Origin of the sequence: Bacillus sp. FSL L8-0654, assembly GCF_038629965.1 — a bacterium.
In the GTDB taxonomy this organism is placed as follows: domain Bacteria; phylum Bacillota; class Bacilli; order Bacillales; family Bacillaceae; genus Bacillus; species Bacillus safensis.
In genome coordinates, this window is sequence record NZ_CP152026.1 from 3398211 (window position 1) to 3424492 (window position 26282).

Genomic DNA, 26282 nt, shown 5'->3' on the forward strand with positions numbered 1-26282 from the left:
ATTCCCGACATCTCCTTTTTCAGTACTTCCTTATCCCAAACCAAGCAGCTTCATGATCGCCTTTTTTTCTTCAGCTTTTTCCGACATATCTACAATTAAGTCCATCGGGAAATAAAGTTTATGATCGGTTCTTCGTTTACCGGAAATGGCGTCAACAATATCTGACTGTCTCGACAGTTCTTTAATATGACCGCTTTGCGTCAAAAGGTGGATTGGCAGCCTCTCTTCTTCCTCGCCTGGTCTGTAGAAGTCATAGGGCAAGTCAGAGGAAGAATCGACCACTAAATAATAGTCAGGATCAATTCCTGCCTCCTTGAACAAGGCGGTCAGCTTGAAATATTTCGTCATTTCTTCATTTGGATTAAACTCTGTATATTGGAACAATCGGCGGTTCATAAAACGGCGGCACAAATCAGCCAGCACGTGATCTTCTTCATCTTCCCACGCCTGAAAGTAAAATAAGACAATGGATTCATCCAGCTTAATATAGTCCTCTGTGGTGACATTCCCCTCAAAGATTGAATAAAAGTGAACGGGGGCATGTGTAAAAATATAACCCGTTTCATGCAGCTCTTTTGCCCGATGAAGGATTTTCGTTAAAATGACCTCCGCACTGCGTGTCACTGGGTGGAAATAGACTTGCCAGTACATTTGATAGCGGCTCATAATATAATCTTCAACCGCATGCATCCCGCTCTGCTTCATCACAATCTGATCTTCTCTCGGGCGCATCACACGTAAAATACGTTCCATATCAAAGTGGCCGTAGCTGACGCCTGTATAGTAAGCATCACGCTGCAAATAGTCCATTCGGTCGGCATCAATTTGACTTGAGATCAAACTGACCACCTGTTTGTTTTGATACGTTTTGGCAATGACTTCAGCCACATGCTTCGGGAAATCATCACTCACCCGGCGGAGCACTTCATTGACTTCCGTCTGCCCTAAAATAATATCTCTTGTAAACGATTCATGGTCTAAGTGAAAGACCTTTTCAAAGGAATGAGAAAATGGACCATGTCCGAGGTCATGAAGCAAGGCAGCACTAAGTACAAGCTCGCGCTCTCCTTCATCCCATTCAGGCCGCCCTTTAAACACATCATCCACAATTCGTCTCACAATCTCGTATACACCGAGTGAATGATTGAATCGGCTGTGTTCTGCACCATGAAACGTCAAATAAGTAGTTCCTAGCTGTTTAATTCGTCTCAGGCGCTGAAACTCTCTTGTTCCTATTAAATCCCATATTAATGCATCCCTTACGTGAACATAACGGTGCACAGGATCTTTAAATACCTTTTCCTCAGATAATTTCCCTTTTGGATACGCCATCGTTTCGTCCCTCTTTTTTTAAGACGTGTTTCTATTATATCGGGTAACTTTTCCCGAAAACATCCTTGAATTTGCTGGTGAATGTGTTCTCAAAGATTGCACGGACGTAAAAAGCCCGACCTGACAGGGACGGACCTCTTTTTAGGTCGACTGAACACATTCAGTGACATTTATTTGACTTTTTTTTGAACCTTTTCAAGTAATTCATCTTCTGTTGGTGCGGATAATGGGCGATTGTTCACAAACGCAAAAGCCTTTTTTCGTCCTGGACCACAATAGGATTGACAGCCGATCTCAATTTTTGCATCAGGGTCAACCGATTTGAGTCGAGGCAATAACGTCTTTAGGTTCGTCGCATCACAATCGTCACATACGCGAAACTCATTAGCCATGGTCTTACGCTTCCTTTCAATGATGATACTTCATTCTATATGAAACAGTTGGACAGCCAATCGTGAATAATATACCACCCAACATTGTACATCGAAGCGGCTGGACTTGCAAGACGCTTTGCCACCCCAATCACCAGCTTACATAAAAGCTAGTATTTTCCACTATCCTTTTAGCAAACTTGTATAAACCTTCTTGAACTTGGCTAATCTAATACCATCAAATCATATGGGGGTTTAAACACATGTCAAAACAAAGACAAGATGCTTGGTCAGAGGAAAATGATCTCCTCCTGGCAGAAACCGTCTTACGTCACGTCAGAGAGGGCAGCACGCAGCTAAATGCGTTTGAAGAAGTAGGAGATAAACTGAACCGCACCTCAGCGGCATGCGGTTTTAGATGGAATGCTGTCGTCAGGCATCAATATGAAAAAGCGCTGGCACTTGCCAAAAAACAGCGAAAACAACGGATGCGCGCACTTGGCAATGGCCAGCCTGCGAAAAAACGATTACTTTATCAGCCGCAAGTAGAAGAAACGGTTACTCAAGAGGAATTCTCACAGGAACTAGAGCCAGCAAAGGAAGAAACATTTGCACCAGCAGCTGAAACTGCTGAACAGCTTCAGTTTGTGGATCAAAGCTACAATGAAGAGTTAGCTAGTTTATCACATTTATTGTCACAGGCTTCTCCTGCCCCAAATACCGCAGAGAAAAAACCGGAAGCAAATCCATTTAGGCAGCATCAAGAATTAACCATCGACGATATCATTGATTTCTTACGCCGTTATGAAGGCGATGGTCAGCAATCCACTGCCTTACGTATGGAAAACAGCCGCTTAAAACGAGAAAACAATGAGCTTTCTCATAAAGTCTCGCAGCTAGAAGCTGAAGTGAAAAAGCTTGAAAAGGATCAGCTCACGATTCAAGAAGATTATGAAACACTCGTCAAAATCATGAACCGTGCAAGAAAACTAGTTTTATTTGAAGAGGACGATAGTGCCGCACCAACCTTTAAAATGGACCGGAACGGCAACCTTGAAAAAATGGCAGAATAACAAAAAGTGCTCCCCGCCTCGGGAAGCACTTTTTAAATGCCCAACAATAGCATCACACTAAAAAGGACATTGATCAAAAACACAAACATAAAAATATACCTGACCTGCCTTACTTGAAAATCACCAAACATAAAAATATAAAGACCTGCAATGCCAAGTGTCAGGACAGGCTGAAGAAATGGCACTAAAAGCGAAATGCCGTAGCCGGCTCCCATGATGACAGGAAGCCATAGTAAATAGAGGTAACCGCCGTTTTTGGACTTCAAGAAACCACTCCCTCTCTTTCTTCTATCTGCTTGATTTCAGGCTGAACAAACTTGAGTCCGGCCATTGTGCGGCCGCGTTTTTGTGATGTCCAGACCGCAATCGCCGGCTGATCTGTGAGAGATTCTGTATCAATGGTGATCAGCACTTTCTCATGTAATTCAATTGAAGCTTCAGACTCGATTTTGCACCCAGATACACTTATATCATGTATGTTCACCGGCACCTTCTCTTCTAACCGGCCCTCATAGGACAGCGTGCCTGCCACGCTTTGCAACGGTCTTCTCACCCATTTGCGCCGCAAGGCCCTTGGTACTTTCTCCGTTTCTCTTATAAAGCGGAGAAATGTCCGAACAGCATAGGATTTTTTCTCACGATCCGTTATCGATACATGCTCTCGTGTGAATAAGAAACGGATCAATGATAGGTACTCTGATTTTTCTGTATCAGTAAAAGCAACACCAACCATCAGCTTGTCTCCATCTGGATGGCTCCAAACCACATCACACGCCACACTTTGATCCTCTGAAAAGAACAATTGCATTTGTCCTTGATTTAAAGAAGAAGCTTGATCCAATGGAATGGATAGACGCGCACCTGAATCACTCATGTCTAGTAGAAAACAAGCAATCGACTCATCTTGATGATCAGAACAGAGCTGCCCCTCTTTTTCTATGACAAACCGCTCTGATTTTCGATAACGCGGACGATCAAACGCCACAATCAGTGCCATGAATAGACCTGCACCGTTATAAAGCACCCAAAAAATATTAATCAACGTGAGATCAGCATTCATCGTCCCATTTACCCTCATATCGTATCCTATTTTCACAAGGACAAGCAATGAGAGCAGCAAGAAGATCAAATGAGGAATCATCGTTTTCAAATGAAAATGTCTCTTGTCCGTTTGAATTCCCTTCGGCGTGACAAGGAATTCAACCCTCTTCTTCAAAAACAGCTCACTTAAAGCTACACCAGCCAGATGGAATGCCATAGAGCTTTCGTAAATATGACTCCAAAACATACTTCTTTTTTGATTCGACACCAGTTTAAACGCTAAATACGAACTAAAGAACGCCGGCAGCCAAAACATGAAAATGGACTGGAAATCGGCCCAGAAACTTTGAATACCAAACAATAAAAACAAAATCGGTGTAAGAATGTAAATCATTTTAAACAAACCGTTAAACCAATACACAATGCCATCTAAATAAAGAACTCGCTGCATAAGCGTTAAGCCGCGAACCTTCAATGGATTAAACTTACGGGCGCACTGAATGTTCCCTCTCGACCACCGGTCTCTCTGCTTTAACAAATCAAGCCAGCTTTCAGGTGCGAGCCCGACGGCTAATACTTCTCCGACAGACACAGATTTGAACTTCCCTTGGAGAAGCATTCCGGTCGCCATGTCTTCTGTAATCACTCCAGTAGCAAATCCGCCAATTTCCTCTAAGGCCGTTCTTCTAAATACAGTATTACTCCCGACATACATCACCGCATTGAACCGATCCTTACCAGCTTGGAGGGTTTGCATGAAGAAGTCCTGTTCATTTGGAATTCGATCCTTCGAGAACATATTATATTGGAAAGGGTCTTCGTTATAAAACGCCTGTGGAACTTGAACAAACGCAGTCGCTCCATCATGAAAGTAAGGCACTGTCTTTTCTAAAAAGGCAGGAAGGGGGACCATATCAGCATCAAGTGTGAGAATCAGTTCCCCATTCGTTTGAGACATCGCATGGTTTAAATTACCCGCCTTAGCAAACTTGTTATCTGTTCTTGTCAGATAATGAACGCCAAACTCAGATGCAAGCTGCTCCACAGACTCCCTCTTGCCATCATCACATAAATAAATGTGGACGCTGCCTTTTGGATAAGACAGATTCAAACAGCCTGCAACCGTGCGCTTCAGCACTTCAATTGGTTCATTATATGTAGCTATGAAAATATCAACTGTTGGCAGCCTCTCAAGATCACTGATCGTGACTTGTTTCCGATTTGAAGGCTTCCAAACAAGTGTATAAAACACAAGCAGCTGTAAAAATCCAATACATTCACAGGCAACAAGCAAGATGCCCATTATCATATTAAATGTACCTTCATGCGGCAGTGTAAAAAAGAGACGCCAGCAAATATAGGCAGCATTTGTTAACACACAGAGCACAATGATGATTTTTTTAACAGTAGAGGCAAGCGGCTGAATACGATACATCACATACAACACAGACAAAACACAAAGCATAAACAGCGGGTAATACGTGGTGAATATTGACAACAAATTTACCTTCTTTCTTACGCCATAAATGACTATTACATATAAAATCTCATAACAAAGGAGGGGATTTTTTCATCACATTGCCCCTCCAAATCTATTCAAGTAGCCAAATCAACATATTATTTCCACAATGTATCTAACTGATTTGAATAAAAGTCAATCACTTTTCGATAACTTAAAATAGCAGGATCTTTTGTCGTTTCAGTTAAACAGTTCAGTAATATTTCCATCGCTTTGCTATGTTCCTTTAAATTATACAAAGTCATGGCATAGAACGTTTGAATGGCTTTGTTGTCCGGATAAGTTTCCATCCCTTTTAGGAATATCTGTTTTGACTTTTCATATTCTCCTAAAGTTCTGTATGTACTTCCTAACCCTAGTAAAGCGTCTTCTAGTTCTTCTGAAGACAATCCTAACTCAATGGCCCTTTCATAAAAAAAGACAGCTTGCCTTTCCTCTCCTAACAGGTCATAACTCCAGGCACATTGATAATGAATAGAGGCATCGTCTGGATACTCCTCTGCAAGATGAGACAGCAATTCATTTGATTCTTGAAGATGTCCACTTTTTCGAAGTTCAATGGCTTTTTCAAGCTTTGTTTCCATCACTTCACCTCTACTCTTTTCAAGATAAAAAGACTGATATTTACGAAAACACCTTTTCATTCCGCTCAATCATCCGCGTCATATTTTTCTCAAATTCCAGCTGCTCTTCTGCATTCAGGCCCGAAGCTGTCAGCTGATCACTAAGCTTTTGAAGCTCCTCTAGTAATAAACGCATAAGAAGTGTACAATCAATCGGTTCACCGATTAATTCTGATAAGGATGCCATCGTATCCGGCTGTATATCAGGAAATACTGCCTTCACTTCTTGCCGTTTATCCTTTAAGGCGGCGTCATAAAAACGGCGGATCAAGTCGGCACGTTCACGCCCGCTTCCATCTGCACACAAATAAATTTGCACAGCGACCCCACCGCGTAATCTACGCTGAGAAATGCCTGCAAATTTCTTTCCATTGATACTTAAATCGTAGCTGCCTGGACAATAAGAGCCGACTATTTCATAGGCTTCAATGTCCACCTCGTACATCGACAGCATCCGGCGGATCAATTCCACCATCGCATCATATCCGCGGTCAATATCAATGCCCTTCTTTTGTTCCGCAAAGATTAAAGACACATTCAGTACACCTTCATCCAGCACCACAGCAAGACCGCCTGAGTTGCGCACAATCACTCGATATCCCTCTTCCTCAAGCAGCTTTACGCCATCTTGGAGAAATGGAAGTCTTGTATCCTGAATCCCAAGCACAATCGTATTGTGATGCACCCAAGAACGGGCTGTCGCTGGTGAAAGGCCCTTCCCCACCGACGCGCAAAGCGTATCATCCATCGCAAAGGATTGCTTCGGGTCCACATAAAGACCAAGACTCGACTGATCGATGATCCGCCATTTTGGCTGTGTCAGTAACTCAATAGGTTCATTTTTCATCACCTGCATATCCTCTCGTTCATAAACTGTGTTTATTATACCATGGGATGGATGGGGGGAGAATGCAAAAAAGCTCTATGACATTTGGCGTCACAGAGCGTTTCAGTTGGATGATTTGGTTTTCTTGTTCTTGCTTTTCGAGATGAAATAAACAATTGCAATTAAAACGACAGGAACCCCAACCACGAGGCATGCAGCGATCAATGTATTCCACGGCAAATCGATCATCTCCTTAATAGACTAAACTTCTATGAAACAGCCCTCATTTACCCAGCTAAACAAGTCTTCAGCGACCAATTCCGCATGCTGAGGGTCCATCACACCAGCATCGACGATCCACACTTTTTTCTCCTCTTCAGCCAGCCGCATGAGAAATACTTGCCCGCCGCCATCGTCGCCAATGGCTACATATCCGCTTGCATATTGCTGAACCTCCCATGTTGCATTTCGTTCCGCAATGTCCTCAGTGCCGTATAGAAGCACCTCACCGCCAATGGAACATCCATTTGTATGTTTCAGCAGTTCCTTATAAACATGGGGCAGCAGCATGTTTAGCTGGGATTCTGCCTCTTTGATATGTATGTCACTGGCTGGTTTGTTCACGTGCAGATGTGGGATTTGGGGTAAATTGATCATTTTTAAGGCCTCCTCTATTTTAAGTTGCTGATTTTTTCATCACCCTTTTATACAAACGAAGAAGCATTTTTAAAAGAAAATAGAAAATGACCACGTCAAGTATAAAACCCCACAATAGAAATTCAAAAGCATGATGTCCGTGCAGAACTAGCCAATCAATAGGGAAACCGCGATAATCAGCATCTGAGTAAGAAACTCCTCTCAGCAAAGCTGTTCCTATAACAATCAGAACACTGATACTTAATAGCCAGTTGGATGTTTTTTTGTTTTTGTGTTGTTTATGTTCCATAGGCATTCCTTTCTCTGTTTTGCTGCCCGATACAAGACTTGATTCCAGTACTACAGACAACCGTCCTATCTATGACAGCATTTCTTTAAGCAAACTCTCTGCTTTATGTAATTCATCTAGAAAGGGGTTTAGATAGTCATTATAACTATCCATATAAGCTCTCACCCCGCCAACGATCAAAATCTTTTGGAGATCTTCATTGTTCTGAATGATCCTTTGTGCATTTTTATATCTTTTGTATATTAATTGGAGAACACCTTGATTGATTTCTTGTGGATATTCTTTTTCTAGGATGTTGATGACGGTTTGGATTTGTTTCGTTAGTTGTTGTTTTTTGTTCATTGAACGCTCCTAAAGAATCTGCAATTTTTATTCTCTTATCAATTCAACAAGCCATCCCTTAGTGTATCTGATCATTATCGTTCTTAAGCAGGTATATCGATTCAACTATTATTATATTTCAAATAACCCTTAAAAGTTTATAGACTTTCAAGGGTTTAAAGACATCATCTCTTACTAATAAATATCAAGTCGTTGACAATTAAAACTTATAAAATCGCCTTCATTTATATCTCCTGGTAAATTGTTATCCAATTCTAATAAAAGTCCGCCTACTCTCACTTTTTCATCATGCTTATCAATTAATTGTCCTAAGAAACTATAGCTAAAATTATCATCTAATTTTTCAATTCTATACTCTGACAATTCAGCTTTCACTAGGTCTGACACATCTAAACAATAAATAGGCTCTAATAGTTCACTTTCTTCAAGGTAATTTAATGGTTGAGCAAAACACATTATTTCCAGTTCACCATCTGTTACAATCACTTCAGCTTCTGAAGCTTCTTGTGAAATCCAGTTTATTTTTTTTATTTTCAATACGATCACCCTTTTTTACTTCTTTGTTTTTATCCCTAAACTTGGTGCTTTTTTAGAAAGTTCTTTAACCGATTTTATATGAAATGTGGTAATATTCCCTGTTTTTCTATCAAGCCCAACAAAACCATATTTTGCACTTCCCTTTCCACCAACAAGCCTCACATAACCATTCAGTTCTGGTACATATTTCCCCTTCTGAATAACGTGATTTGCATCTTTAAGGTAATTTTTGATATTGTATTGATTTTTACCCATTGCATCCATTATCTCTTTACTATGCTTTTCATAATGAATAATAGCTTGATCACCTTTGAATTTAATCAGGTCACCCGCACCCTTAGCCGTCTTCTCAACCCTCTTCACATTCTTCCCTTGATCCAACCTAAAAACATATTTCCCAACCTTCACTATTTTCGTTATTGGGATGATAGAGGCGGCGGATAGAGCTTGGTCTGTGCTGCTGATATTTTGGCTGGTTTCTGGGTCTTTGCCAGTAACGACTCGGTAGCCGTCGTAGATGCCGCTGTATTCTAAGATGATGTTTTCAGTGGTTGAGACGACTTCACCGTCTAATATGCGTTTAGCGTTGCCACGGCTGCGGCTTTCTGGAATTTTGTCGACTTCTTCTATTCTTATTTCGCCGTTTGCGATATACGTTCGGATGATTTGTTTATTGGCGTAAACGGTGTATCTTCCACCAATAAAATCAATATCCGACGGATCCGTGACGACTTCATCTGCGATGTCGAATTCTTTTAACTTTTTAATGTCTTTTACGTTGTATAGTCTACCATTTATGACTCTGATGTCTCTATGAATCTTGTTTTTCCCGTTCACAGCTTCCTTTTGTAATGTCGTAAGCGATGGATCGTTTGCTGTGACTTGTTTACGGATGTTTTTATGGTTGTCATTCCGAACAACCGTCTCCACATTCGCCTGTTGTTTCTCTTTCAGTTTCTTCAGCATGATCATCAATGGATTGTCTTTTGGGTTGTCTATTTTATCTTTCAATCCACTGATGGTGCTGCTTACTTTTTCTTCTTTTCCATCTTTGAAAATAGAACCCTTTTGATAGCTCGTGATGTCGATTTTTGGGCCGGTGAACATGGTACTTAAGGTATCTATGTATTGCTTCATTGTTTGAAGGGAGCTTTTGGTTTCATGTAAAGCACTTGTCTGCTCCCTGTCAAATGCATGAAGCAGACCAATATTTCTTGATGTCTCAAGCCATGCCTTTTGATAGTTCTGCTGAAACAATGATTCGTCTACATTTGGCAAATGAACAATATGACCAACTCTGCCGATGGCATGGTTTACCTCTGATACAATTTCAGAAATCGTTCGTTCAGCTTTTTTTAAGCCTTGATCAAGATCATGTTCGATAAATGCTTGTGATATATAGCCGTGCTCATTTGATTCTAGCGCGCTAAGAGCCTGCTTTGTGTTTTTCAATGCGGCGCTATATTCCTCAATGACGACCTGGAAGAATTGCAGGAAAGGAATATGGCATTCTGTATAAAAGGCGCAGATGGCTTGTCCCGCCTCTCCCTTTAGTGCGCCATCGAGTGAGATGATGTGATTGATTTGTTTTTCGAGGAAGCTGATTTGCTGTGACTGCTGCTTTAACGCATTCAGCGTTTGATCTATTCCGTTTATTAGCGCAAAGGCGTCAAGGGTTTTCATTGCGTTCTCCTTTATTTTCTTTTACTGCTGGAAGCAAGCGCCTTGTCCGTTTCAATCATGGTGTTCACCGCTTGTTCTGTTTGTACAAGCTGTTTCTGAAGAATGCCTATATAGGATGTACTTAATTCGTTCAGCTGCTGATTGATCTTTTCTAATGTGTCTGCCGTCAGGAGATGATTTCTCCCTTTGATGGTGGTTGGAAGGGCTGCATTCATTTGAGCGCCTGATTGCTTTGCATGCTGTAATACTTGTTTGACCTGACTGGCATCTATTTTAATTTCTCTCGTCATGTGACTACCCTCTTTTTTCTTCCAGTTGTTTCTGCTTTTCTTTCTCTATTTTTCTTTCAACCGAATGAATTTCATGTTCTAACGAATGGATATCCGATGTTAAATCACTGATTTTCTCATTGATTCGATTTAATAGATTGGTTAGCTGTACATCTTTTATTTCCTGACTGGCGGAAGCCATTTCGTCTCGAATGTCATCAAACGTGTCTGCCAAATGGCCAAACCATGTATGTGATGTCAGGTCTGGATGTGTGATTTTTTTGCTGGCATCTGACATGGCCCATTTTGCCTCTTTGATTTCTTTTCGGCACATATTGAGTTCGATGATTTGTTCTTTTTTGATAGATATATCTGCCTTTAACGAATACAAGGCTGCTTTATAACCGATGATTGCTCCAGATATGGTCAAACACCTCTATTCCTTAAATAGTCCTCCGTCATGTTACCATTTACTAGCACGAGAGGAATATGATTGAAAGTGAATTTACCAAAAAATGAATCGTACGTATTGGGTTTTAATACCTATTTCTCGCGCGCAAAAAATCTGGATTCATTTACTGAATCCAGATTTTTATTGCTTATTTGAGCGATTCACCTGCTGATGCAGATGGATGATCGCTAAATGAGGTGTCTTTCTTTTCAGGAATATAATTTAGAGAGAAACCGACAAGACTGAAAAAGGCACTTAACACCAATGTTGGGTTTTTGAATAGGTTTGTACTTGCAATGATCATATCTCCCTTTTGCAAAAGAATCCCTAGTATTTGACCGAATACCAACAGGGCTCCTGACGTTAAGAACAGGACAAGCAGCACTTTAAATAAAAATTCCATCAATGCTCTCATGTGTTTCTCCTTTCTATACTGGAAGTATTCCCATTCCGATGAGCCAGCCAATTCCTACGATCGGCAGCATATAGTAGAGAATCAGCGGTATAAACGTTTTCTCCGGTCTGGCTCCTGCAAGACCAGAAGCAATGAAAATCGATCCTGATGCCGGCGGGGAAGCGCCTTCTGTTGATGAAAAAGCAAGAATGGCGACAACAGCCACAACTGGATCCACTCCGACTGAGACTAAAGCTGAAAATGAGACAAGTCCAACAGCTGTTAATGTGGCTGTAGAAGATAATGGTCCAGCCACCAGCGTGACAAGAATACCCACAATGAGCACCATGAGCCATTTCGGAATGGTAAGTACTGATGTGATTTGCGTCAAATCTTCTGCCAATCCTAATTCAGCAAGCACCTGACTTGCCGCAACAGCAAACAGCATCAAGGCACCGATCGTTGTAAACTTAGGTATAGCCGACTTGAAAAACTGAGACCAATCTAGTGCAGACGCCTTTTTTCTCCCAATTGTTAAACTAATCAACATCATGAGAATCGGAATCCACGTAATTAAAGAAATTTGATCCATTGCCTCTGGTCCAATGTTTGGATTACTTTTCAAGTAGTTTGCCAGCGGACCTATCGTGACAATGATAGGAATCAAGGCACCGAAAAAAATAAAGATCGACTTCCACCCTTGTTTCACAGCTTCCCTAAAAGGAAGAATATCATCTGGCGGCATGGCCTGAATTTTATTCTTTTTCACCAGAATATACACAAGAATAAAACGGTATACGACTTGATACAGTCCTCCTATTAACAGGGCAATATATAAATCTCCCTCAGATACAAGGGCTGCAATTGGTGCAAACCCCAGCATGATAAACATTGAAGAGTTCGGAGGCAGTGCTGCCCCAAGTCCGCCATTCCCTGCTAAAATCGTGGCTGTATGGGTTCGGCTCCAGCCTGATTTAATCATCCAAGAAGCTGTGATAGAGCCAGTGGCTGCTGTGTTTGCAGAATTTGAACCTGAAAGAGCACCTAAGACCGCTGAACCTAACGTACTCATATAAGCCGCTCCACCGGGAAGTTTTCCTACAACCGAATTTAAGATTCGCAAGAGTGCATGAATTAATTCCAGCTTTTCAATTAAATAAGCCATGAATACAAATGCGACAGCTGCATAGAGCACCTCATATGTGGATGCAAATTTTAATCCATCCCAGAACAGTCTTAATGCATCCAATCCGCCAAATAATGTGGTTGCAATAAAGCCTAATAGCATGGCTTCTCCCATATTCCGCTTCACGACGACATTCCATATAATGATGACAGCTATGAATACAATCAACGCAATAAAACCCATATCGTTTTTTCGCCTCCCCTTCGTTAAATAAAACGCTTACAATTTATTGCCCCTGCTGCATCACGTCAATGACTTCTTCCCAGCTGGCCGGCTTTTTCCCATTAAACCGTTCAGCGAATTGAAAGTCTGCTAATCTCTCTAGCTTCTGTTGTGCTGCCCGAGACATACTGGCATCAACCTCTGCTTCATCCAACATTTCAATAGAGCCAAGAAGCTCGATCGCGCGTCTTTTCGCATGAAGTGCACTCCCTGTCACAAGACGGTTCATGGTCTCTTCAAAACTTTTGCTATCCATTGTATCGCTTAGTGAAGAAATCACTTGATGTTCCACATTATACTTTTTTGAAATTTCCAAAAATTCAATCATGAGACCAACGATCCCCTTCATATAAACGCTTCTGATCAGCTTCAAGGCCGAAGCATCTCCTGGCTGGTCACTGATTTTTGTGATATTCATGCCATAAGCATTCATTACTTTCATGAATTGGTCAGTTCCACTTCCGCTTGCCGTGATCGGAACCTTGTGTTTGTTGACTGGAAGAGGCCCTAGCATGGCAGCATCTACGAATAGAGCTTTTTGCTTTTCAATTTCGTTTGCCACTTGTTTTTTGATGTCTGGTGTTGATGCCGATACATCTACATATACTTGATTCTCTTTCAAACTTCCCGATACGGATTGGGCCACTTCTAAAGTTTTATTCGCTGGCACAGCAGCAATGACAATATCAGATTTCTCAATGACTTCACTAATACTGCTTGTTAATTGAACTCCTGTCTGCGATGCTTTTTCTTTCAACGCACTAGACAATTTCTCGTTTTGTAATAGTACATCATACGCATAAAATTGATCTAATCCTTCTGTTTTCAATCCCGTTGATAACTCATATGCTGCTTCTCCATAACCGATAAAACCTATCTTCATCACCGATTCTCCCCTATCCCTGATATTTTTTCATTCTGCCTTCCAGCCATGCCGGTGCTAAGAGACTGATGTCTTGCTTTCCTTCGTCCACATACTGTTGAATCGTTTTTAATCTCTGATTTTCATACGCTTGTTTCTCTTCCGCTAGTGTCAACAGGTGTTCCGCCTTTTCCTTTGGTACGATGACGACTCCATCATCGTCTGCAATGACTAAGTCACCTGGTGCTACTTTGACACCGCCGCACGAGATGATTTGATTCAATTCCCCAGGACCATCTTTAAAAGGTCCATTTGGCATAAACCCCTTACTGTATATCGGAAAAGCCAGTTCCTCTAAAGCGAGTTTGTCGCGAACAAGCCCGTCAATCACGATTCCTTCTATTCCTGCAACCTTTGCTACACCTGCCATCAATTCCCCTAAATATGCATGACCCTTATGGTCTTTTCCATCAACAATCAGTACATCTCCTTCTTTCGCAGAGTAGATCGCTTGATGAAGAAATAAATTATCCCCTGGCCGTAAGCTGACGGTAAAAGCTGTACCTACTATATTCATGCCTCTTGCAACTGGTTTGATTTGATGATCCATCGCGCCGGTGCTTCCCATCACATCTGCCAGCAAGGTCGAGCTCAGTTTTTTTGCCCGATCTATTAGATCATTTGACACGAATTGAACAGTACCCATTGTTTCCATCATCCCCTTTGAGTTATATTTATTACATTTAATTTTATATAAAGTAATATATATTACTTTTGTGATAAGATCATACCATCTCATTTTTATTTAGTAAAGCGCTTTCAGAAAATTTTAAAATAAAAAAAATGAGTCACCACACGACTAATGTGTTGTGTGATAACTCATTTTCGTTAACATATGATTGATTTGATCTAAACGAGGTTTTGTCCTTTCAGGGTCATTAATGGCTAAGGCACTTAAAATGTAATCTACGATAAAGATAGCAGATACGACAGAGTTATGAGAGCCCGCACTTGCTGAGGAACATGGTAATACATATTGTGCATACTTGGTTAGTGGAGAGCTGTAGCTGTCTGTAATTAAAAGCACTTCCACCCCATATGACTTCGCTGCCTCCAGCAAATCCTTTATACGCTTTGCATAGCGAGGATAGCTGACCGCTATAATGAAATCATCAGATTGAAAATGAACGAGTTCGTCGACCCAGTCACTTTTGTCTGCATCAATATATTGACAGTTCCCCAGTAGGCGATTGATTCCTTGTGACAGATACTCTCCAACAGGTCTTCCACTTCGGACACTTGTACACAGAACCTGGCGAGAGCTGGCTATTTTTTCAACAATATGCTGAAAGGTTTCTTCCGTGATATTGTCTAAAGCGTACTGGATATTTTGAAATTGCAGCTCGACATGGTTATGCAGGAGCTTACTTTTATTTGAATGCTTGAGGTTCGCTTCAAGTCTCGTTTGAGGAGCAGCTTTATGCTTCATATTTGATTGAAGCTCTTTTTGAAGCTCGGAGAAACCGGAATACCCTACAGCAGCAGAGAATCTCATGATGGTCGCTGTACTCGTCCCTACTTTTGACGCCAATTTATCTACAGTTAAAAACGCAACCTCCATTGGATTTTGCACGATATAATCTGCAATTCTCCTTTGTGCCTCGGTTAATCCTGCGACCTTATGCTGAAGCTTATGTATTAAATCGTCCATTATAGCACCTGCCCATTCTATCGGCTTTATCTACGATCAAAATTTTTTCTTTTCCCCCTATATTGTACACATTTGTCATCAAAAAAACAGCCAGCACGAATCTATCGTACTGGCTGCCTTTGTCGAGATCATTATAGTGCTTGAGCTGCTGTGATAAGCGCAAGGTTGTAAACGTCTTCGGCATTACAGCCTCTTGATAGATCGTTTACTGGCTGGTTTAAACCTTGAAGGATAGGACCTACAGCTTCAAAGTTACCTAAGCGCTGTGCAATTTTGTAGCCAATGTTTCCAGCTTCGAGGCTAGGGAAAACAAATACGCTGGCGTCGCCTTTGATGACGGAATCTGGCGCTTTTTTCGCTGCTACTGAAGGAACGAAAGCTGCATCGAATTGGAATTCTCCATCAAGTACAAGCTCAGGTGCCTTTTCTTTTGCAATGCGAACTGCTTCAGATACTTTTTCTGTTTCGTCTGATTTTGCCGAGCCTTTTGTAGAGAAGCTAAGCATTGCCACACGTGGCTCGATATCAAACATTTTTGCTGTGTTTGCACTTTCAATCGCAATTTCAGCTAGATCTTGGCTGTCTGGTGCAATGTTGATTGCGCAATCAGCAAACACATATTGCTCTTCGCCGCGAGCCATGATGAAGACGCCAGATGTTTTCTTAACGCCTTCTTTTGTTTTAATGATTTGAAGTGCTGGACGCACTGTGTCAGCAGTTGAGTGTGCCGCACCGCTCACAAGTCCATCTGCAAGACCTTTATACACAAGCATTGTACCGAAGTAGTTTTCATCTAGTAATGCTTTTCTTGCTTGCTCTTCTGTTGCTTTGCCTTTACGTCTTTCAACGAAAGCTTGTACAAGCTCTTCAAAACCTTCATATGTATGAGGATCATACACGTCAACACCATCAAGTGTAAGACCTAATTCTTTTGCTTTAGCTTCAACTTCTTGTTTTTTTCCTACCACAATTGGCTGCAATACTTTGCCATCTGCTAGTTTTTGAACGGCTGTTAGAATGCGTTCGTCCATTCCCTCAGGAAAAACGATCTTTACTCCTTTACCTGCAACCTTTTCCTGAACTGTTGAAAAAATATCTGCCACTTCAATACCCTCCTTGATTTTACAAAAAAAGCGTTCTCTTTTAAGCATACTCTTCTTCTACCTAAATTCAAACTACCAACTTATATTATAGCGCTTACAAATTAAATTCTTATTTTTCAAACTAATTTAATCAATTTTGAGAAAAGCTGTTTTCCTCGTTCAAGTTTTGATCACATCTCCATTTGGACAAACTATGTTATAGTTGGAACAGATGGAAAACTGTTAATAGGAGTGAAAGAAATGAGCGAACAACATACAACAAATGAAGCAGCTCAAACACTAGATGGCTGGTATGCGCTGCATGATTTTAGAACAATCGACTGGACAGCTTGGAAGCTGCTGACAAGTGATGAGCGCCAAGCCATCATTCATGAATTCACAGGTCTATTGGAAAAATGGAAAACAGCTGAGCAAGATAAAGCTGGAAGCCAAACAATCTATAGTATTGTCGGCCAAAAAGCAGATATTATGCTCATGATTTTACGTCCGACAATGGAAGAACTAGGTGAAATTGAACTCGAATTCAACAAGACACGACTAGCAGAGTTTACGATTCCAGCTTATTCTTATGTTTCAGTTGTTGAGCTCAGCAACTACTTAGCAGGAGGCGGCGATGGCGGAGATCCTTACGAGAACCCGCATGTACGTGCTCGCTTATATCCAGAGCTTCCTTCTTCTCAATACGTGTGCTTCTATCCAATGGATAAAAGACGTTCTGGCAATGACAACTGGTACATGCTTTCCATGGATGAGCGTAAATCTCTTATGAGAAGCCACGGTTTAATTGGCCGAAGCTATGCTGGAAAAGTAAAACAGATCATTACAGGTTCTGTTGGTTTTGATGATTATGAGTGGGGCGTTACCCTTTTCTCTGATGATGTGCTTCAATTTAAAAAATTGGTTTATGAAATGCGCTTTGATGAAGTCAGTGCACGCTACGGCGAATTTGGTTCCTTCTTTGTTGGAAACCGATTAGCAAACGAGCAGCTGGCGTCTTATTTCCATGTATGATAAAATCTTAAAGCTTCGGATCTCTCCGAAGCTTTTTTATGTATTTGTTTAGAAAGGTGATCACATCATGAAAAACTTCCCCATCGCTATTTTTGCGTTAACGCTCGGTGCGTTTTCGATTGGCATGACTGAATTTGTCATCATGGGACTTTTACCAAATGTCGCGAACGACCTTCATGTATCAATTTCTGCTTCAGGACAGCTGATTACTGGATATGCACTTGGTGTCGCAGTTGGCGGACCTATTTTAACGTTATCGACTGGAAAAATGTCGAGGAAACGTCTCCTCATTCTGTTAATGATTCTTTTCGTTGCAGGAAATGCTGCTGCCGCTGTCTCGACCTCTTATGGTCTATTAATGGCCGCCCGTATTTTAACGTCATTTGCTCATGGAACCTTCTTTGGCGTCGGAGCCATTATGGCTGCACGGCTTGTGCCTAAAGAGAAAAGCGCAAGCGCGATCAGCTTCATGTTTACAGGACTGACAGTTGCCAATGTACTCGGTGTGCCGTTCGGTACCTTTATCGGAAATCAATTCGGCTGGCGTATGTCTTTTCTAGTCATTGCCGTCATTGGGCTCATTTCCTTAATTGGTATCATCAGCTTAGTCCCAAATCAGTCGAAAGAAGAAGTACTCGATATTCGAAATGAAGTATCCGTTTTGAAAAAACCACAAGTACTCGTTTCCTTTGCAATGACCATCTTTGGTTTTGCTGGTGTATTTACAGCCTTTACGTATATCAGCCCAATCTTGCTGCAAGTCACTGGCTTTCAGGAAAATGGGGTGACGCTCATCCTTGTCCTATTTGGACTTGGGGTCACTATCGGAAATTTAGTTGGCGGAAAGCTTGCTGACTGGAGGCTGATGCCAAGTATTATGGTGACACTGATCCTGCTCATTGCTGTCCTGTTATTGTTTACAGTCACTTCCGAATTCAAAGTGCCTGCCGTGCTGACCATTTTTGTTTGGGGAATCATTTCATTTATTCTTGTTCCTACCTTGCAATACCGCACGATGAACATGGCACATGAAGCACCGACACTCGCATCGACGCTCAGCCATTCTGCCTTTAATATTGGAAATGCCGGCGGTGCAGCGCTTGGCGGTCTTGCTATCGAAATCACACATTTACAGCTTGTTCCGTTATTTGCTGCAGCTGTGACATTTATTGGTCTTATCATTACAATTATGAGCTATCAGTCAGATAGACGAACAAAAAGGACCTGAGTCAGGTCCTTTTTTATTTCACCACGGTCATTTCTGGCTCTTCTATTTGTTTCAAGCGTTCCTGAATTGGATGGGAAAAAGAGTGCTCTGACAAGACAATATGGGAGACGGTTTTTGTAAATCCAGATACTTCTTGAATAAAGGCTTCAATTTCTTCAAGAGAAGAAACTGACAGCTTAATGAAAAAGCAAGACTGCCCTGCCACTCGATAAGCAAAAAAGGCGCGTGGATGCTCATTCATAAAAGTCACAAAACGCTGATACTCCCCATTTAACACCGTAACTTCCAGCAGGCAGTCAATCAGAAGCCCTAATTTTTTATAATTGACCTGAACAGAATACCCTTCGATAATCCCTGCATCCTCTAATTTACGTACTCTTTCTGCTACCGCAGGTGCTGATAAATTCACTCGTTTGGACAATTCCCTCATGGATAAGCGGGCATCTTCTCTCAATTCATTTAAAATATGCACATCTACATCGGTGATTTTCATTCGTACCTCTCCTATCCAAAAATCGTTCCATTTGAAAAGTATTTTATGATAATACTTATGATGCGAAATGTAAAATAAAACTAAATAATGGTAGAATTTATTTTAACGGAATTGAATGAAAAAGCAAGTATGGAGGGATCACTTGATGAAAGAATCTTTAGACAGCCAGGCTTCTAAAACATTTCCCATCACACTTGCCATTGCACTCACACTTGGCGTTTTTGCGGCGGGATCGGAAGAGCTGGTGATTTCACCACTGCTGCCTGATTTATCAAACTCCTTTCAGCACTCTCTTGATATTCTCGCTCTTTCCATCAGCATTTATGGGTTAGCTGTGCTGGTTGGAGCTCCGCTGCTCGTTCCTTTAGGGGACCGGTATTCAAGAGAGCTGTGTTTGATTATTGGGCTGTCTTTCTTTTTGGTTGGCACAGTGATGTGTGCTGCTGCCCCAAATTTGGCCGTGTTTTTTGCAGGCCGTGCTATTTCTGGGCTGGCGACTGGTGTATTTGTGCCAACAGCCTATGCTCTTGTGGGCGACCGGGTTCCATACGAATATCGCGGCAAAGTGATGGGACTCATTGTATCTAGCTGGTCTCTTTCTCTTGTCCTTGGTGTGCCCATTGGCGCCTTTATTGGTCAAAGTTTGAACTGGCGCTGGACATTTTGGATTTTCGCCATGATGAGTCTCGTTGTCCTGCTGCTCGTCATCCTTGAATCTCGTAAACAAGTCGCCACAGCTGATCCGAAGGCATCTCAAGCTAGGGAGAAATCAGGCTCTATATGGGGGGCTTTAAAAATCGACCGAGTTCCTGCCTATTTGACCGTGACATTTTGTAACATGCTTGGATTTTATGGCATGTACTCATTTTTAGGGGCTTACCTGCAAAGTCTGTTTTCAGGGGGGCAATCAACAGCTGGACTTCTGATCATGGCTTATGGCGTTGGTTTTTCCATGAGTATATTTACCGGGAAATTAGCAGATTGGTTTGGCAAAACACGCTCACTTTTCTTTGTGCTGGGCGGCATTACGCTCGTTCTTGCCTTACTTCCTTATGCACCGTTCTCATGGACATTGCTCATTTTCGCTTTATTTATTTGGGGGGCCATGCAAAGTTTATCCGTCACGCTTTTGAGCACCGTCCTGAGCGACTGCTCTCAAACCCACCGAGGCAAAGTGATGGCTTTTTACAGCCTAGCTTCTAATCTTGCCGTGATGCTTGGGTCCGCTCTGATGGGACCTGTTTATGTCCATTTCGGCTATCATACGGTAGGGCTTATATGTGCACTCATTACACTTGTTGGTTTTCTCATCAGCTTCGTCAGCTATAAACGCGAAAAAACCTTACAGCAGAAACATAAAAACACTTTTGAAACGTGAGCTCATTTCACTGCACATCTCGATATGTGCAGTTTTTTAGATCAATTTTTAATATCATCATAAAATACATTTTTTATAAATTTTGTTGACAATTGCCAATTTAATTTTTTATAATCTAGTAAAAATTTGAAAAAGATTGGATGGTAAACATGATCTTAAAGAATGATGTTTTTCATTTCAAAGAAGAGCCCATCGTTTCACCTAAGATGTTTACAGTCAATACATTAGGCCCTAAGGGGACAAGCAGTGAATATGCAGCAAAACATTTCATCTCTCATTCCACCACTACACTCGGCACTCATACGAAACTATCCCTTTACGACACATTCGAAACTTGCATTGAACATACTCTCTCTAACGCACTCCAATACACTCTCGTTCCACACGCATACGAAGGAATCAAACACTTCTACATGAGACCTGACCTGCAGCTTTTACAAATATTCAGATGTGACACGCCCATGTATGGTTTGGCTGTCAGACCAGATTTCCCCTTTCAAGAACAAATGCTTCACCATTTAAAAATTGTTTCTCATCCTGCACCTGTGAATTTGATTCAATATTTTATTCATCAAAATGCTGAATTTGAGCTTGTTAATTCTACAAGTACAGCCGCACAAAAAGTCAGAGACGGCGAATTTGATTTCGCTTTAACCAATGAGGTGGCTAGAGCTACATACGGCCTCACCTTCATTCGAACATTTAAAAGCATTCCTATGAGCTGGTCTATATTCGGAAAAGGAGAGATGTAACATGACAACTGAACAAAAGGTGCAAGAATTATATTTTCCTCAAGCGAAAAAACGAGAATGGGATAATGGTGTCATCCAATATTCTACTGCCAGAGGCGATACGGAAGTGTTAATTTCATACGTCCCTCCTCACACAATCATCGAACCTCACGAGCATCCAGAAGCACAAATCGGCATCGTATTAAAAGGTGAGCTTCAAATGACGGTCGGCCAATCGACCCAATTGCTCACCCCATTAGAATCAGCCTATATTGCACCACCATTCGTTCCTCACGGCGCATCGAATCTGACAGATGAAGAAGTGATCGCCATTGATATTAAGAGATTGAAAGATGGCGAGGAATATACGGCTCCTCCTACTTATTTCTTAGACATTTTCAAAACGCGTGATTTACTTCCTGGCATGGAAGTGACTTTTTTTGTGGAAGACTGGATGGAGCTTATGATTGCCAACATTCCGGGAAATGGCGGGGAAATGCCTTTTCATAAGCACCGTAATGAACAAATCGGGATTTGCATTAGCGGTGGGTACGATATGACGATTGAAGGCTTTACAGAAAAGATGGAATTTGGCACGACCTACTTCTGTGATCCAAAAGAAGATCACGGCGCCATTAATCCAAAGCCAGAAGCATCAAAGTCTATTAATCTCTTCTTCCCTCCACGCTATAACCGCTTAAAGCCAAAAGCGTCTAAGGTGAAGAAATGAACATTGCCGGAAAAGTCGTCCTGATTACAGGAGGTGCGTCTGGGATTGGGCTTGCCGCCGTCAAGCTTTTCCTTGAGCACGGAGCAAAAGTAGCAGTGGCTGATATCAATGAAGATAGCGGTAAACAACTCATTGAATCATTGCCTCATGAACATGCTGCGTTTTTCAAAACAGATATTACGAATGAGTCTGACTGTCAAAAAACCGTTCAATCCGTGCTGAACCAATTTGGGACAATTGATGTTTTGATTAACAATGCAGGCATCGAAATTGTCTCACCTATTCACGAGATGACACTGGAGGATTGGAACCACATTCTACAGGTCAACCTGACTGGTGTATTTCTTATGAGTAAGCATACATTGCCGCATATGCTTGAAAAGAAAAGCGGAAGTATTATTAATACTGGATCTGTCGGAGGTCTCGTTGGCTGGCCTGACATTCCTGCATACAACGCAACAAAGGGCGGTGTCATCCAGCTCACCAAATCGATGGCGATCGACTATGCCGCTCATCAAATCAGGGTGAATTGTATCGCCCCAGGGATCATTGATACGCCATTAAATGAAAAATCCTTTTTAGACAATCATTCAGAAAGTCTTGAGGTTGTTAAAAAGGAAAAAGCAAAGGTGAATCCCTTGCTTCGTCTCGGAAAACCCGAAGAAATTGCGGGCGTGATGCTGTTTCTCGCCTCTGATCTATCCAGCTATATGACTGGAAGTGTTGTCACAGCAGATGGCGGATACACCGCTAGATAAAAAGGAGTGCTTTCATTGAGTAAAAAAACCGTACTTGTCATTGCTGACTTAGGAGGATGCCCGCCCCATATGTTTTATGAAAGCGTGGCGGCATCTTATCATATCGTTTCTTATATCCCTAGACCCTTTGCCATTACAAAGGGTCACGCTGAACTAATCGAAAAATACTCCATTGCCGTCATCAAAGATCGTGATTATTTTGAGACACACCCTTCTTTTGAACACCCTGATTCTATTTACTGGGCACATGATGATTATCTGAAATCAGAGGAAGAGGTGGTGGATGACCTAGTCCGTGTGGCTTCCTTTTTCAAAGCTGATGCCATCACCACCAATAATGAATTATTCATTGCACCAATGGCAAAAGCCGCTGAACGGCTGGGGCTGCGCGGCGCTGGGGTAAAAGCAGCTGAAATGGCACGTGATAAAAGCCAAATGAGAGCTGCATTCAACGCTGCTGGTGTCAAAGCGGTGAAAACTCAGCCTGTCACGACTTTAGCTGATTTCCAGCAAGCTATTGAACATATCGGGACACCGCTTATTTTAAAGCCTACATATTTAGCAAGCTCCATTGGCGTGACCCTTTTTCATGACAGAGCCGGCAGTGATGATCTCTTTTTAAACGTACAATCCTTCTTGCAAACGATCCCCGTCCCAAACGCTGTGACATATGAAGCACCATTTGTCGCTGAAACGTATTTAGAGGGTGCTTACGAGGATTGGTATCAGGAGGGTGGCTATTCTGATTATGTCAGTGTAGAAGGGTTAGTCGTGGAGGGAGAATATATCCCTTTTGTCATACATGACAAGACCCCTCAAATCGGTTTTACAGAAACGGCTCATATTACTCCCTCGATCCTAGACAATGAAGCCCAGCAAATCATTATTGAGGCAGCTAAGAAGGCAAATGAAGGGCTAGGCCTTGAAAACTGTGCGACCCATACAGAGATCAAGCTCATGAAAAATCGAGAAGCAGGACTGATCGAATCCGCAGCTAGATTTGCTGGCTGGAATATGATTCCGAATATCAAAAAAGTGTTTGGGGTGGATATGGCCAAGCTGCTGATCGATGTATTAGTCGATGGAAAAAAAGCGGAGCTGCCAAAAGAGCTGCTTTCTGGACATACGCATTATATAGCAGACTGCCATTTATACCCTCAGCATTTCAAAGAAAGCGGACACATACCGGCAGAGGCCACACACATCACCATTGATCATATCCATATTCCGCAGGATGCTTTAGTTGGAGATACTGTGATCGTCAGTGAATCTGGCCCGTCCAAAGGCACCTTTGTCGATCTATCTTTATTTGAAGCCTTTAATGGCATCGTGTCGCTTGAGTTAAAAGGGTCATCCTCACAGGATGTTGCAGCATCCATCCGCAACTTACAGAAACAAGCTGCCCTTCATTTAATGGATGAATTAGTCAAGGGATAGAAAGAGAGGGTAACGTGGTGGAGATCTTACCATCTAACATGATTAAACGGCTGCCAGAACAGAAATTTGGAACCGTATTTGAGAAAATTGCGCAAAAAGCACAAAACGGAGCGAACATCATAAACCTTGGTCAGGGAAATCCCGATCTTCCTACTCCTGCACATATCGTAAGCGCCCTTCAAGAGGCAGCAGGCACTTTGCAATTTCAGCAATATGCACCTTTTAGAGGCTTCGACTTTTTCAAGCAAGCCATTGCAGATTTCTACAAAAAGGAGTTCGGCCCTGAGATAGACCCACAGAAAGAGGTTGCTCTTTTCAATGGAGGGAAAACAGGCCTTTATGTCATGAGTCAGTGTCTGCTTGACCCTGGGGACGTTGCCCTCGTCCCCGATCCAGGCTACCCAGAATATCATTCTGGGATCTTGATGGCAGACGCAAAGCCCTACTGCATCAAACTTGAATCGAAAAATGGCTATTTGCCGAATCTCTCTTCAATTGATCCGGAGGTACTCAAAAAGGCAAAGGTTCTTTTCTTAAATTATCCGAATAACCCAACAGGTGCTGTGGCAAATGATGCATTTTTTGAAGAGGCTGCTGATTTTGCATCAGCTCACGGACTGCATGTCATTCATGATTTTGCCTATGGTTCATTTCATTATGAAGAAAAACCCGTAAGCTTTCTGAACGCTCCTCTTGGGAAAAGCGTAGGAGTGGAATTATATTCTCTATCCAAAACATTTAATATGGCAGGATGGAGAGTCGCTTTTGCTGTAGGTAATAAGGACATCATCCAAGCCATTAACGCCTTCCAAGATCATGTGTTTGTCAGTATGTATGGAGGATTTCAACAAGCTGCAACCGTCGCCTTGCAAAGTGATGACCGTCACATACAATCATTAAAAGAGGTCTACCTTGAACGAATTCACTTTTTCATCAGTCAGGCAGAAAAGCAGCTAGGATGGTCCATCGAATGTCCAGCTGGCGCCTTTTATTTATGGGCTCCAATCCCTGATGATTTTGACCATTCTCATGCTTTTGCTGACTATTTACTCGAACATACTGATGTCGTTGTCACGCCGGGGGGTGTGTTTGGAGCACATGGAAGCCGTCATGTCCGCATCTCAATGGTTGCTCCAATTGAACAGCTTGCTCTGTTTATCGACCGGCTTCGCATCCTTCCAATTCGCTTTAATCAAAAAACCCGCATATAGCGGGTTTTTTAATGTTATATACTTTTCATCGAACCACCATCGACGGATATTTGTTGGCCTGTAAGATAGGAGGCTTCCTCTGATGCGATAAAAGCGGCCAATGAAGCCATTTCACTCGCTGACCCCACTCTTTTCATCGGAATTCCTGACGCTACAGCCTGTACAGCTTCTTCCCGCGATAATGCCTGTTTACGCATCATGTTTCCGATAAATTGTTCATACCGATCTGTAGCAATAAATCCCGGGTTTAAACAATTCACTGTGATCCCTGAAGGTGCAAGCTGTGTGGCAGCATTTTTACTAGCATTGATAATCGCTGCATTCATCATACTGTTCGTAAACATTTGGTCGCCAGGTTCCTTCCATAGGTTCCCGACAATTTGAATGATCCGGCCATACTCATGTCGTTTCATCATCGCTGCCGCACGCTTCATCGTATCAATGTACGCAAGGGCTTTTTGAGAAAATACTGCCATCATCTGCTCGCTGTCACACGAATCAAAGGTATCCGGCTTCCCCCCTGGAATGTTATTAATCAACACATCCAGTCTGCCAAACTCTTTTTCTATTTTCGTAAAAGCCTCAGCCCTCACTCCTTCATCTGACATGTCCCCACAGAAAAGAGCCACCGGCTCCTTTGTTTCTGCCATACGCCCAATGTGCTGCTGCGCTTCTTCTAGTGAGGATTGATTTCTAGAATTGATGATGATCTTTACATTGTCTTGAGCGGCAAGCTTTACGGCGATGGCCTTTCCAATCCCTGTACTTGCTCCTGTTACAAACGCAATTCTTTTAGACAAACTCATCCACATCC

30 protein-coding genes are annotated in these 26282 nt (G+C 42.0%); 9 read left to right on the forward strand and 21 right to left on the reverse strand.

Going from position 1 to position 26282, the window contains the following annotated elements:
• Window positions 1-30: 30 nt before the first annotated feature.
• Complete coding sequence (locus MHH65_RS17565; protein WP_007497716.1) at window positions 31-1332, reverse strand: HD domain-containing protein; 1302 nt, start codon at window positions 1330-1332, stop codon at window positions 31-33.
• 170 nt (window positions 1333-1502) lie between these two features.
• On the reverse strand, window positions 1503-1724 hold the full coding sequence (locus tag MHH65_RS17570) for a DUF1450 domain-containing protein (protein ID WP_003215259.1): 222 nt from the start codon (window positions 1722-1724) through the stop codon (window positions 1503-1505).
• A 242-nt stretch (window positions 1725-1966) separates the two neighbouring features.
• Between MHH65_RS17570 and MHH65_RS17575 the strand changes: the two genes are divergently transcribed.
• Window positions 1967-2776, forward strand: coding sequence for an RsfA family transcriptional regulator (locus tag MHH65_RS17575; protein ID WP_034281253.1), 810 nt, complete (start codon window positions 1967-1969; stop codon window positions 2774-2776).
• A 32-nt stretch (window positions 2777-2808) separates the two neighbouring features.
• Here the strand turns inward: MHH65_RS17575 and MHH65_RS17580 are convergent, their stop codons facing one another.
• The 17 genes from MHH65_RS17580 to pta form a co-directional block, all read right to left on the reverse strand.
• Complete coding sequence (locus MHH65_RS17580) at window positions 2809-3042, reverse strand: DUF5970 family protein (protein ID WP_034621844.1); 234 nt, start codon at window positions 3040-3042, stop codon at window positions 2809-2811.
• Complete coding sequence (locus MHH65_RS17585; RefSeq protein WP_098677146.1) at window positions 3039-5315, reverse strand: glycosyltransferase; 2277 nt, start codon at window positions 5313-5315, stop codon at window positions 3039-3041. Before MHH65_RS17585 ends, MHH65_RS17580 begins: the two co-directional genes overlap by 4 nt.
• A 119-nt stretch (window positions 5316-5434) precedes the next feature.
• Window positions 5435-5920 (reverse strand): tetratricopeptide repeat protein, encoded by a 486-nt coding sequence (locus MHH65_RS17590; RefSeq protein WP_098677145.1) that lies wholly within the window; start codon window positions 5918-5920, stop codon window positions 5435-5437.
• A 40-nt stretch (window positions 5921-5960) separates the two neighbouring features.
• Window positions 5961-6806, reverse strand: coding sequence for a lipoate--protein ligase family protein (locus MHH65_RS17595; protein ID WP_044330979.1), 846 nt, complete (start codon window positions 6804-6806; stop codon window positions 5961-5963).
• 240 nt (window positions 6807-7046) lie between these two features.
• The gene (locus tag MHH65_RS17600) at window positions 7047-7460 is read right to left on the reverse strand and encodes an SMI1/KNR4 family protein (protein WP_255290970.1); all 414 of its coding nucleotides are present in this window, start codon (window positions 7458-7460) and stop codon (window positions 7047-7049) included.
• A gap of 1 nt (window position 7461) precedes the next feature.
• Window positions 7462-7731 carry a hypothetical protein gene (locus tag MHH65_RS17605; protein ID WP_098677143.1) on the reverse strand — a complete coding sequence of 90 codons (270 nt, stop codon included), beginning with the start codon at window positions 7729-7731 and terminating at the stop codon, window positions 7462-7464.
• A 69-nt stretch (window positions 7732-7800) separates the two neighbouring features.
• Window positions 7801-8073 (reverse strand): hypothetical protein, encoded by a 273-nt coding sequence (locus MHH65_RS17610; RefSeq protein ID WP_098677142.1) that lies wholly within the window; start codon window positions 8071-8073, stop codon window positions 7801-7803.
• A gap of 174 nt (window positions 8074-8247) precedes the next feature.
• The gene (locus MHH65_RS17615; RefSeq protein WP_034621921.1) at window positions 8248-8610 is read right to left on the reverse strand and encodes a hypothetical protein; all 363 of its coding nucleotides are present in this window, start codon (window positions 8608-8610) and stop codon (window positions 8248-8250) included.
• 15 nt (window positions 8611-8625) lie between these two features.
• Complete coding sequence (locus tag MHH65_RS17620) at window positions 8626-10293, reverse strand: T7SS effector LXG polymorphic toxin (protein WP_335350987.1); 1668 nt, start codon at window positions 10291-10293, stop codon at window positions 8626-8628.
• Window positions 10294-10304: 11 nt separating this feature from the next.
• Window positions 10305-10583: a YwqI/YxiC family protein gene (locus tag MHH65_RS17625; protein WP_024423785.1), complete on the reverse strand. Its 279-nt coding sequence runs from the start codon at window positions 10581-10583 to the stop codon at window positions 10305-10307.
• Window positions 10584-10587: 4 nt separating this feature from the next.
• Entirely contained in the window at window positions 10588-10986 is a 399-nt protein-coding gene (locus MHH65_RS17630) for a DUF5082 family protein (RefSeq protein ID WP_335342873.1), read from the reverse strand.
• A 175-nt stretch (window positions 10987-11161) separates the two neighbouring features.
• Window positions 11162-11428, reverse strand: coding sequence for a hypothetical protein (locus tag MHH65_RS17635; RefSeq protein WP_024423787.1), 267 nt, complete (start codon window positions 11426-11428; stop codon window positions 11162-11164).
• Between the two features lie 13 nt (window positions 11429-11441).
• Window positions 11442-12776: a TRAP transporter large permease subunit gene (locus MHH65_RS17640; protein ID WP_024426389.1), complete on the reverse strand. Its 1335-nt coding sequence runs from the start codon at window positions 12774-12776 to the stop codon at window positions 11442-11444.
• Window positions 12777-12819: 43 nt separating this feature from the next.
• Window positions 12820-13698, reverse strand: a complete 879-nt coding sequence (locus MHH65_RS17645; RefSeq protein ID WP_025093844.1) for a prephenate dehydrogenase/arogenate dehydrogenase family protein — start codon at window positions 13696-13698, stop codon at window positions 12820-12822.
• 13 nt (window positions 13699-13711) lie between these two features.
• Window positions 13712-14383, reverse strand: coding sequence for an RraA family protein (locus MHH65_RS17650; protein WP_024423790.1), 672 nt, complete (start codon window positions 14381-14383; stop codon window positions 13712-13714).
• 153 nt (window positions 14384-14536) lie between these two features.
• The gene (locus tag MHH65_RS17655) at window positions 14537-15388 is read right to left on the reverse strand and encodes a MurR/RpiR family transcriptional regulator (RefSeq protein WP_056765504.1); all 852 of its coding nucleotides are present in this window, start codon (window positions 15386-15388) and stop codon (window positions 14537-14539) included.
• A 131-nt stretch (window positions 15389-15519) separates the two neighbouring features.
• The gene (gene pta / locus MHH65_RS17660) at window positions 15520-16491 is read right to left on the reverse strand and encodes a phosphate acetyltransferase (RefSeq protein ID WP_024423792.1); all 972 of its coding nucleotides are present in this window, start codon (window positions 16489-16491) and stop codon (window positions 15520-15522) included.
• A gap of 240 nt (window positions 16492-16731) precedes the next feature.
• On the opposite strand from pta, the gene hemQ reads away from it, so the two are divergent.
• Both hemQ and MHH65_RS17670 read left to right on the forward strand, forming a co-directional pair.
• Window positions 16732-17502, forward strand: a complete 771-nt coding sequence (gene hemQ / locus MHH65_RS17665; RefSeq protein ID WP_024423793.1) for a hydrogen peroxide-dependent heme synthase — start codon at window positions 16732-16734, stop codon at window positions 17500-17502.
• A 67-nt stretch (window positions 17503-17569) separates the two neighbouring features.
• Window positions 17570-18730, forward strand: coding sequence for an MFS transporter (locus tag MHH65_RS17670; RefSeq protein WP_056765498.1), 1161 nt, complete (start codon window positions 17570-17572; stop codon window positions 18728-18730).
• A 13-nt stretch (window positions 18731-18743) separates the two neighbouring features.
• Here the strand turns inward: MHH65_RS17670 and MHH65_RS17675 are convergent, their stop codons facing one another.
• A complete protein-coding gene (locus tag MHH65_RS17675; RefSeq protein ID WP_025093842.1) occupies window positions 18744-19223 on the reverse strand; it encodes an Lrp/AsnC family transcriptional regulator in 480 nt (159 codons plus the stop codon).
• A 145-nt stretch (window positions 19224-19368) separates the two neighbouring features.
• Here MHH65_RS17675 and MHH65_RS17680 point away from each other — a divergent pair, with 145 nt between their 5' ends.
• The 6 genes from MHH65_RS17680 to MHH65_RS17705 all read left to right on the forward strand — a co-directional run bounded on the left by MHH65_RS17680 (window position 19369) and on the right by MHH65_RS17705 (window position 25468).
• Entirely contained in the window at window positions 19369-20601 is a 1233-nt protein-coding gene (locus tag MHH65_RS17680) for an MFS transporter (RefSeq protein WP_268412442.1), read from the forward strand.
• A 149-nt stretch (window positions 20602-20750) separates the two neighbouring features.
• The gene (locus tag MHH65_RS17685) at window positions 20751-21353 is read left to right on the forward strand and encodes a bacilysin biosynthesis protein BacA (protein WP_024423797.1); all 603 of its coding nucleotides are present in this window, start codon (window positions 20751-20753) and stop codon (window positions 21351-21353) included.
• A 1-nt stretch (window position 21354) separates the two neighbouring features.
• Window positions 21355-22062, forward strand: coding sequence for a cupin domain-containing protein (locus MHH65_RS17690; RefSeq protein ID WP_101676572.1), 708 nt, complete (start codon window positions 21355-21357; stop codon window positions 22060-22062).
• Entirely contained in the window at window positions 22059-22820 is a 762-nt protein-coding gene (locus MHH65_RS17695; protein ID WP_335350988.1) for a glucose 1-dehydrogenase, read from the forward strand. Before MHH65_RS17690 ends, MHH65_RS17695 begins: the two co-directional genes overlap by 4 nt.
• Window positions 22821-22835: 15 nt before the next feature.
• A complete protein-coding gene (locus MHH65_RS17700; RefSeq protein WP_342497878.1) occupies window positions 22836-24257 on the forward strand; it encodes an ATP-grasp domain-containing protein in 1422 nt (473 codons plus the stop codon).
• A 17-nt stretch (window positions 24258-24274) separates the two neighbouring features.
• Window positions 24275-25468 (forward strand): pyridoxal phosphate-dependent aminotransferase, encoded by a 1194-nt coding sequence (locus MHH65_RS17705; RefSeq protein ID WP_342497879.1) that lies wholly within the window; start codon window positions 24275-24277, stop codon window positions 25466-25468.
• A gap of 14 nt (window positions 25469-25482) precedes the next feature.
• Here MHH65_RS17705 and MHH65_RS17710 read toward each other — a convergent pair whose 3' ends face one another.
• Window positions 25483-26274: an SDR family oxidoreductase gene (locus MHH65_RS17710; RefSeq protein ID WP_269199619.1), complete on the reverse strand. Its 792-nt coding sequence runs from the start codon at window positions 26272-26274 to the stop codon at window positions 25483-25485.
• Window positions 26275-26282: the final 8 nt, after the last annotated feature.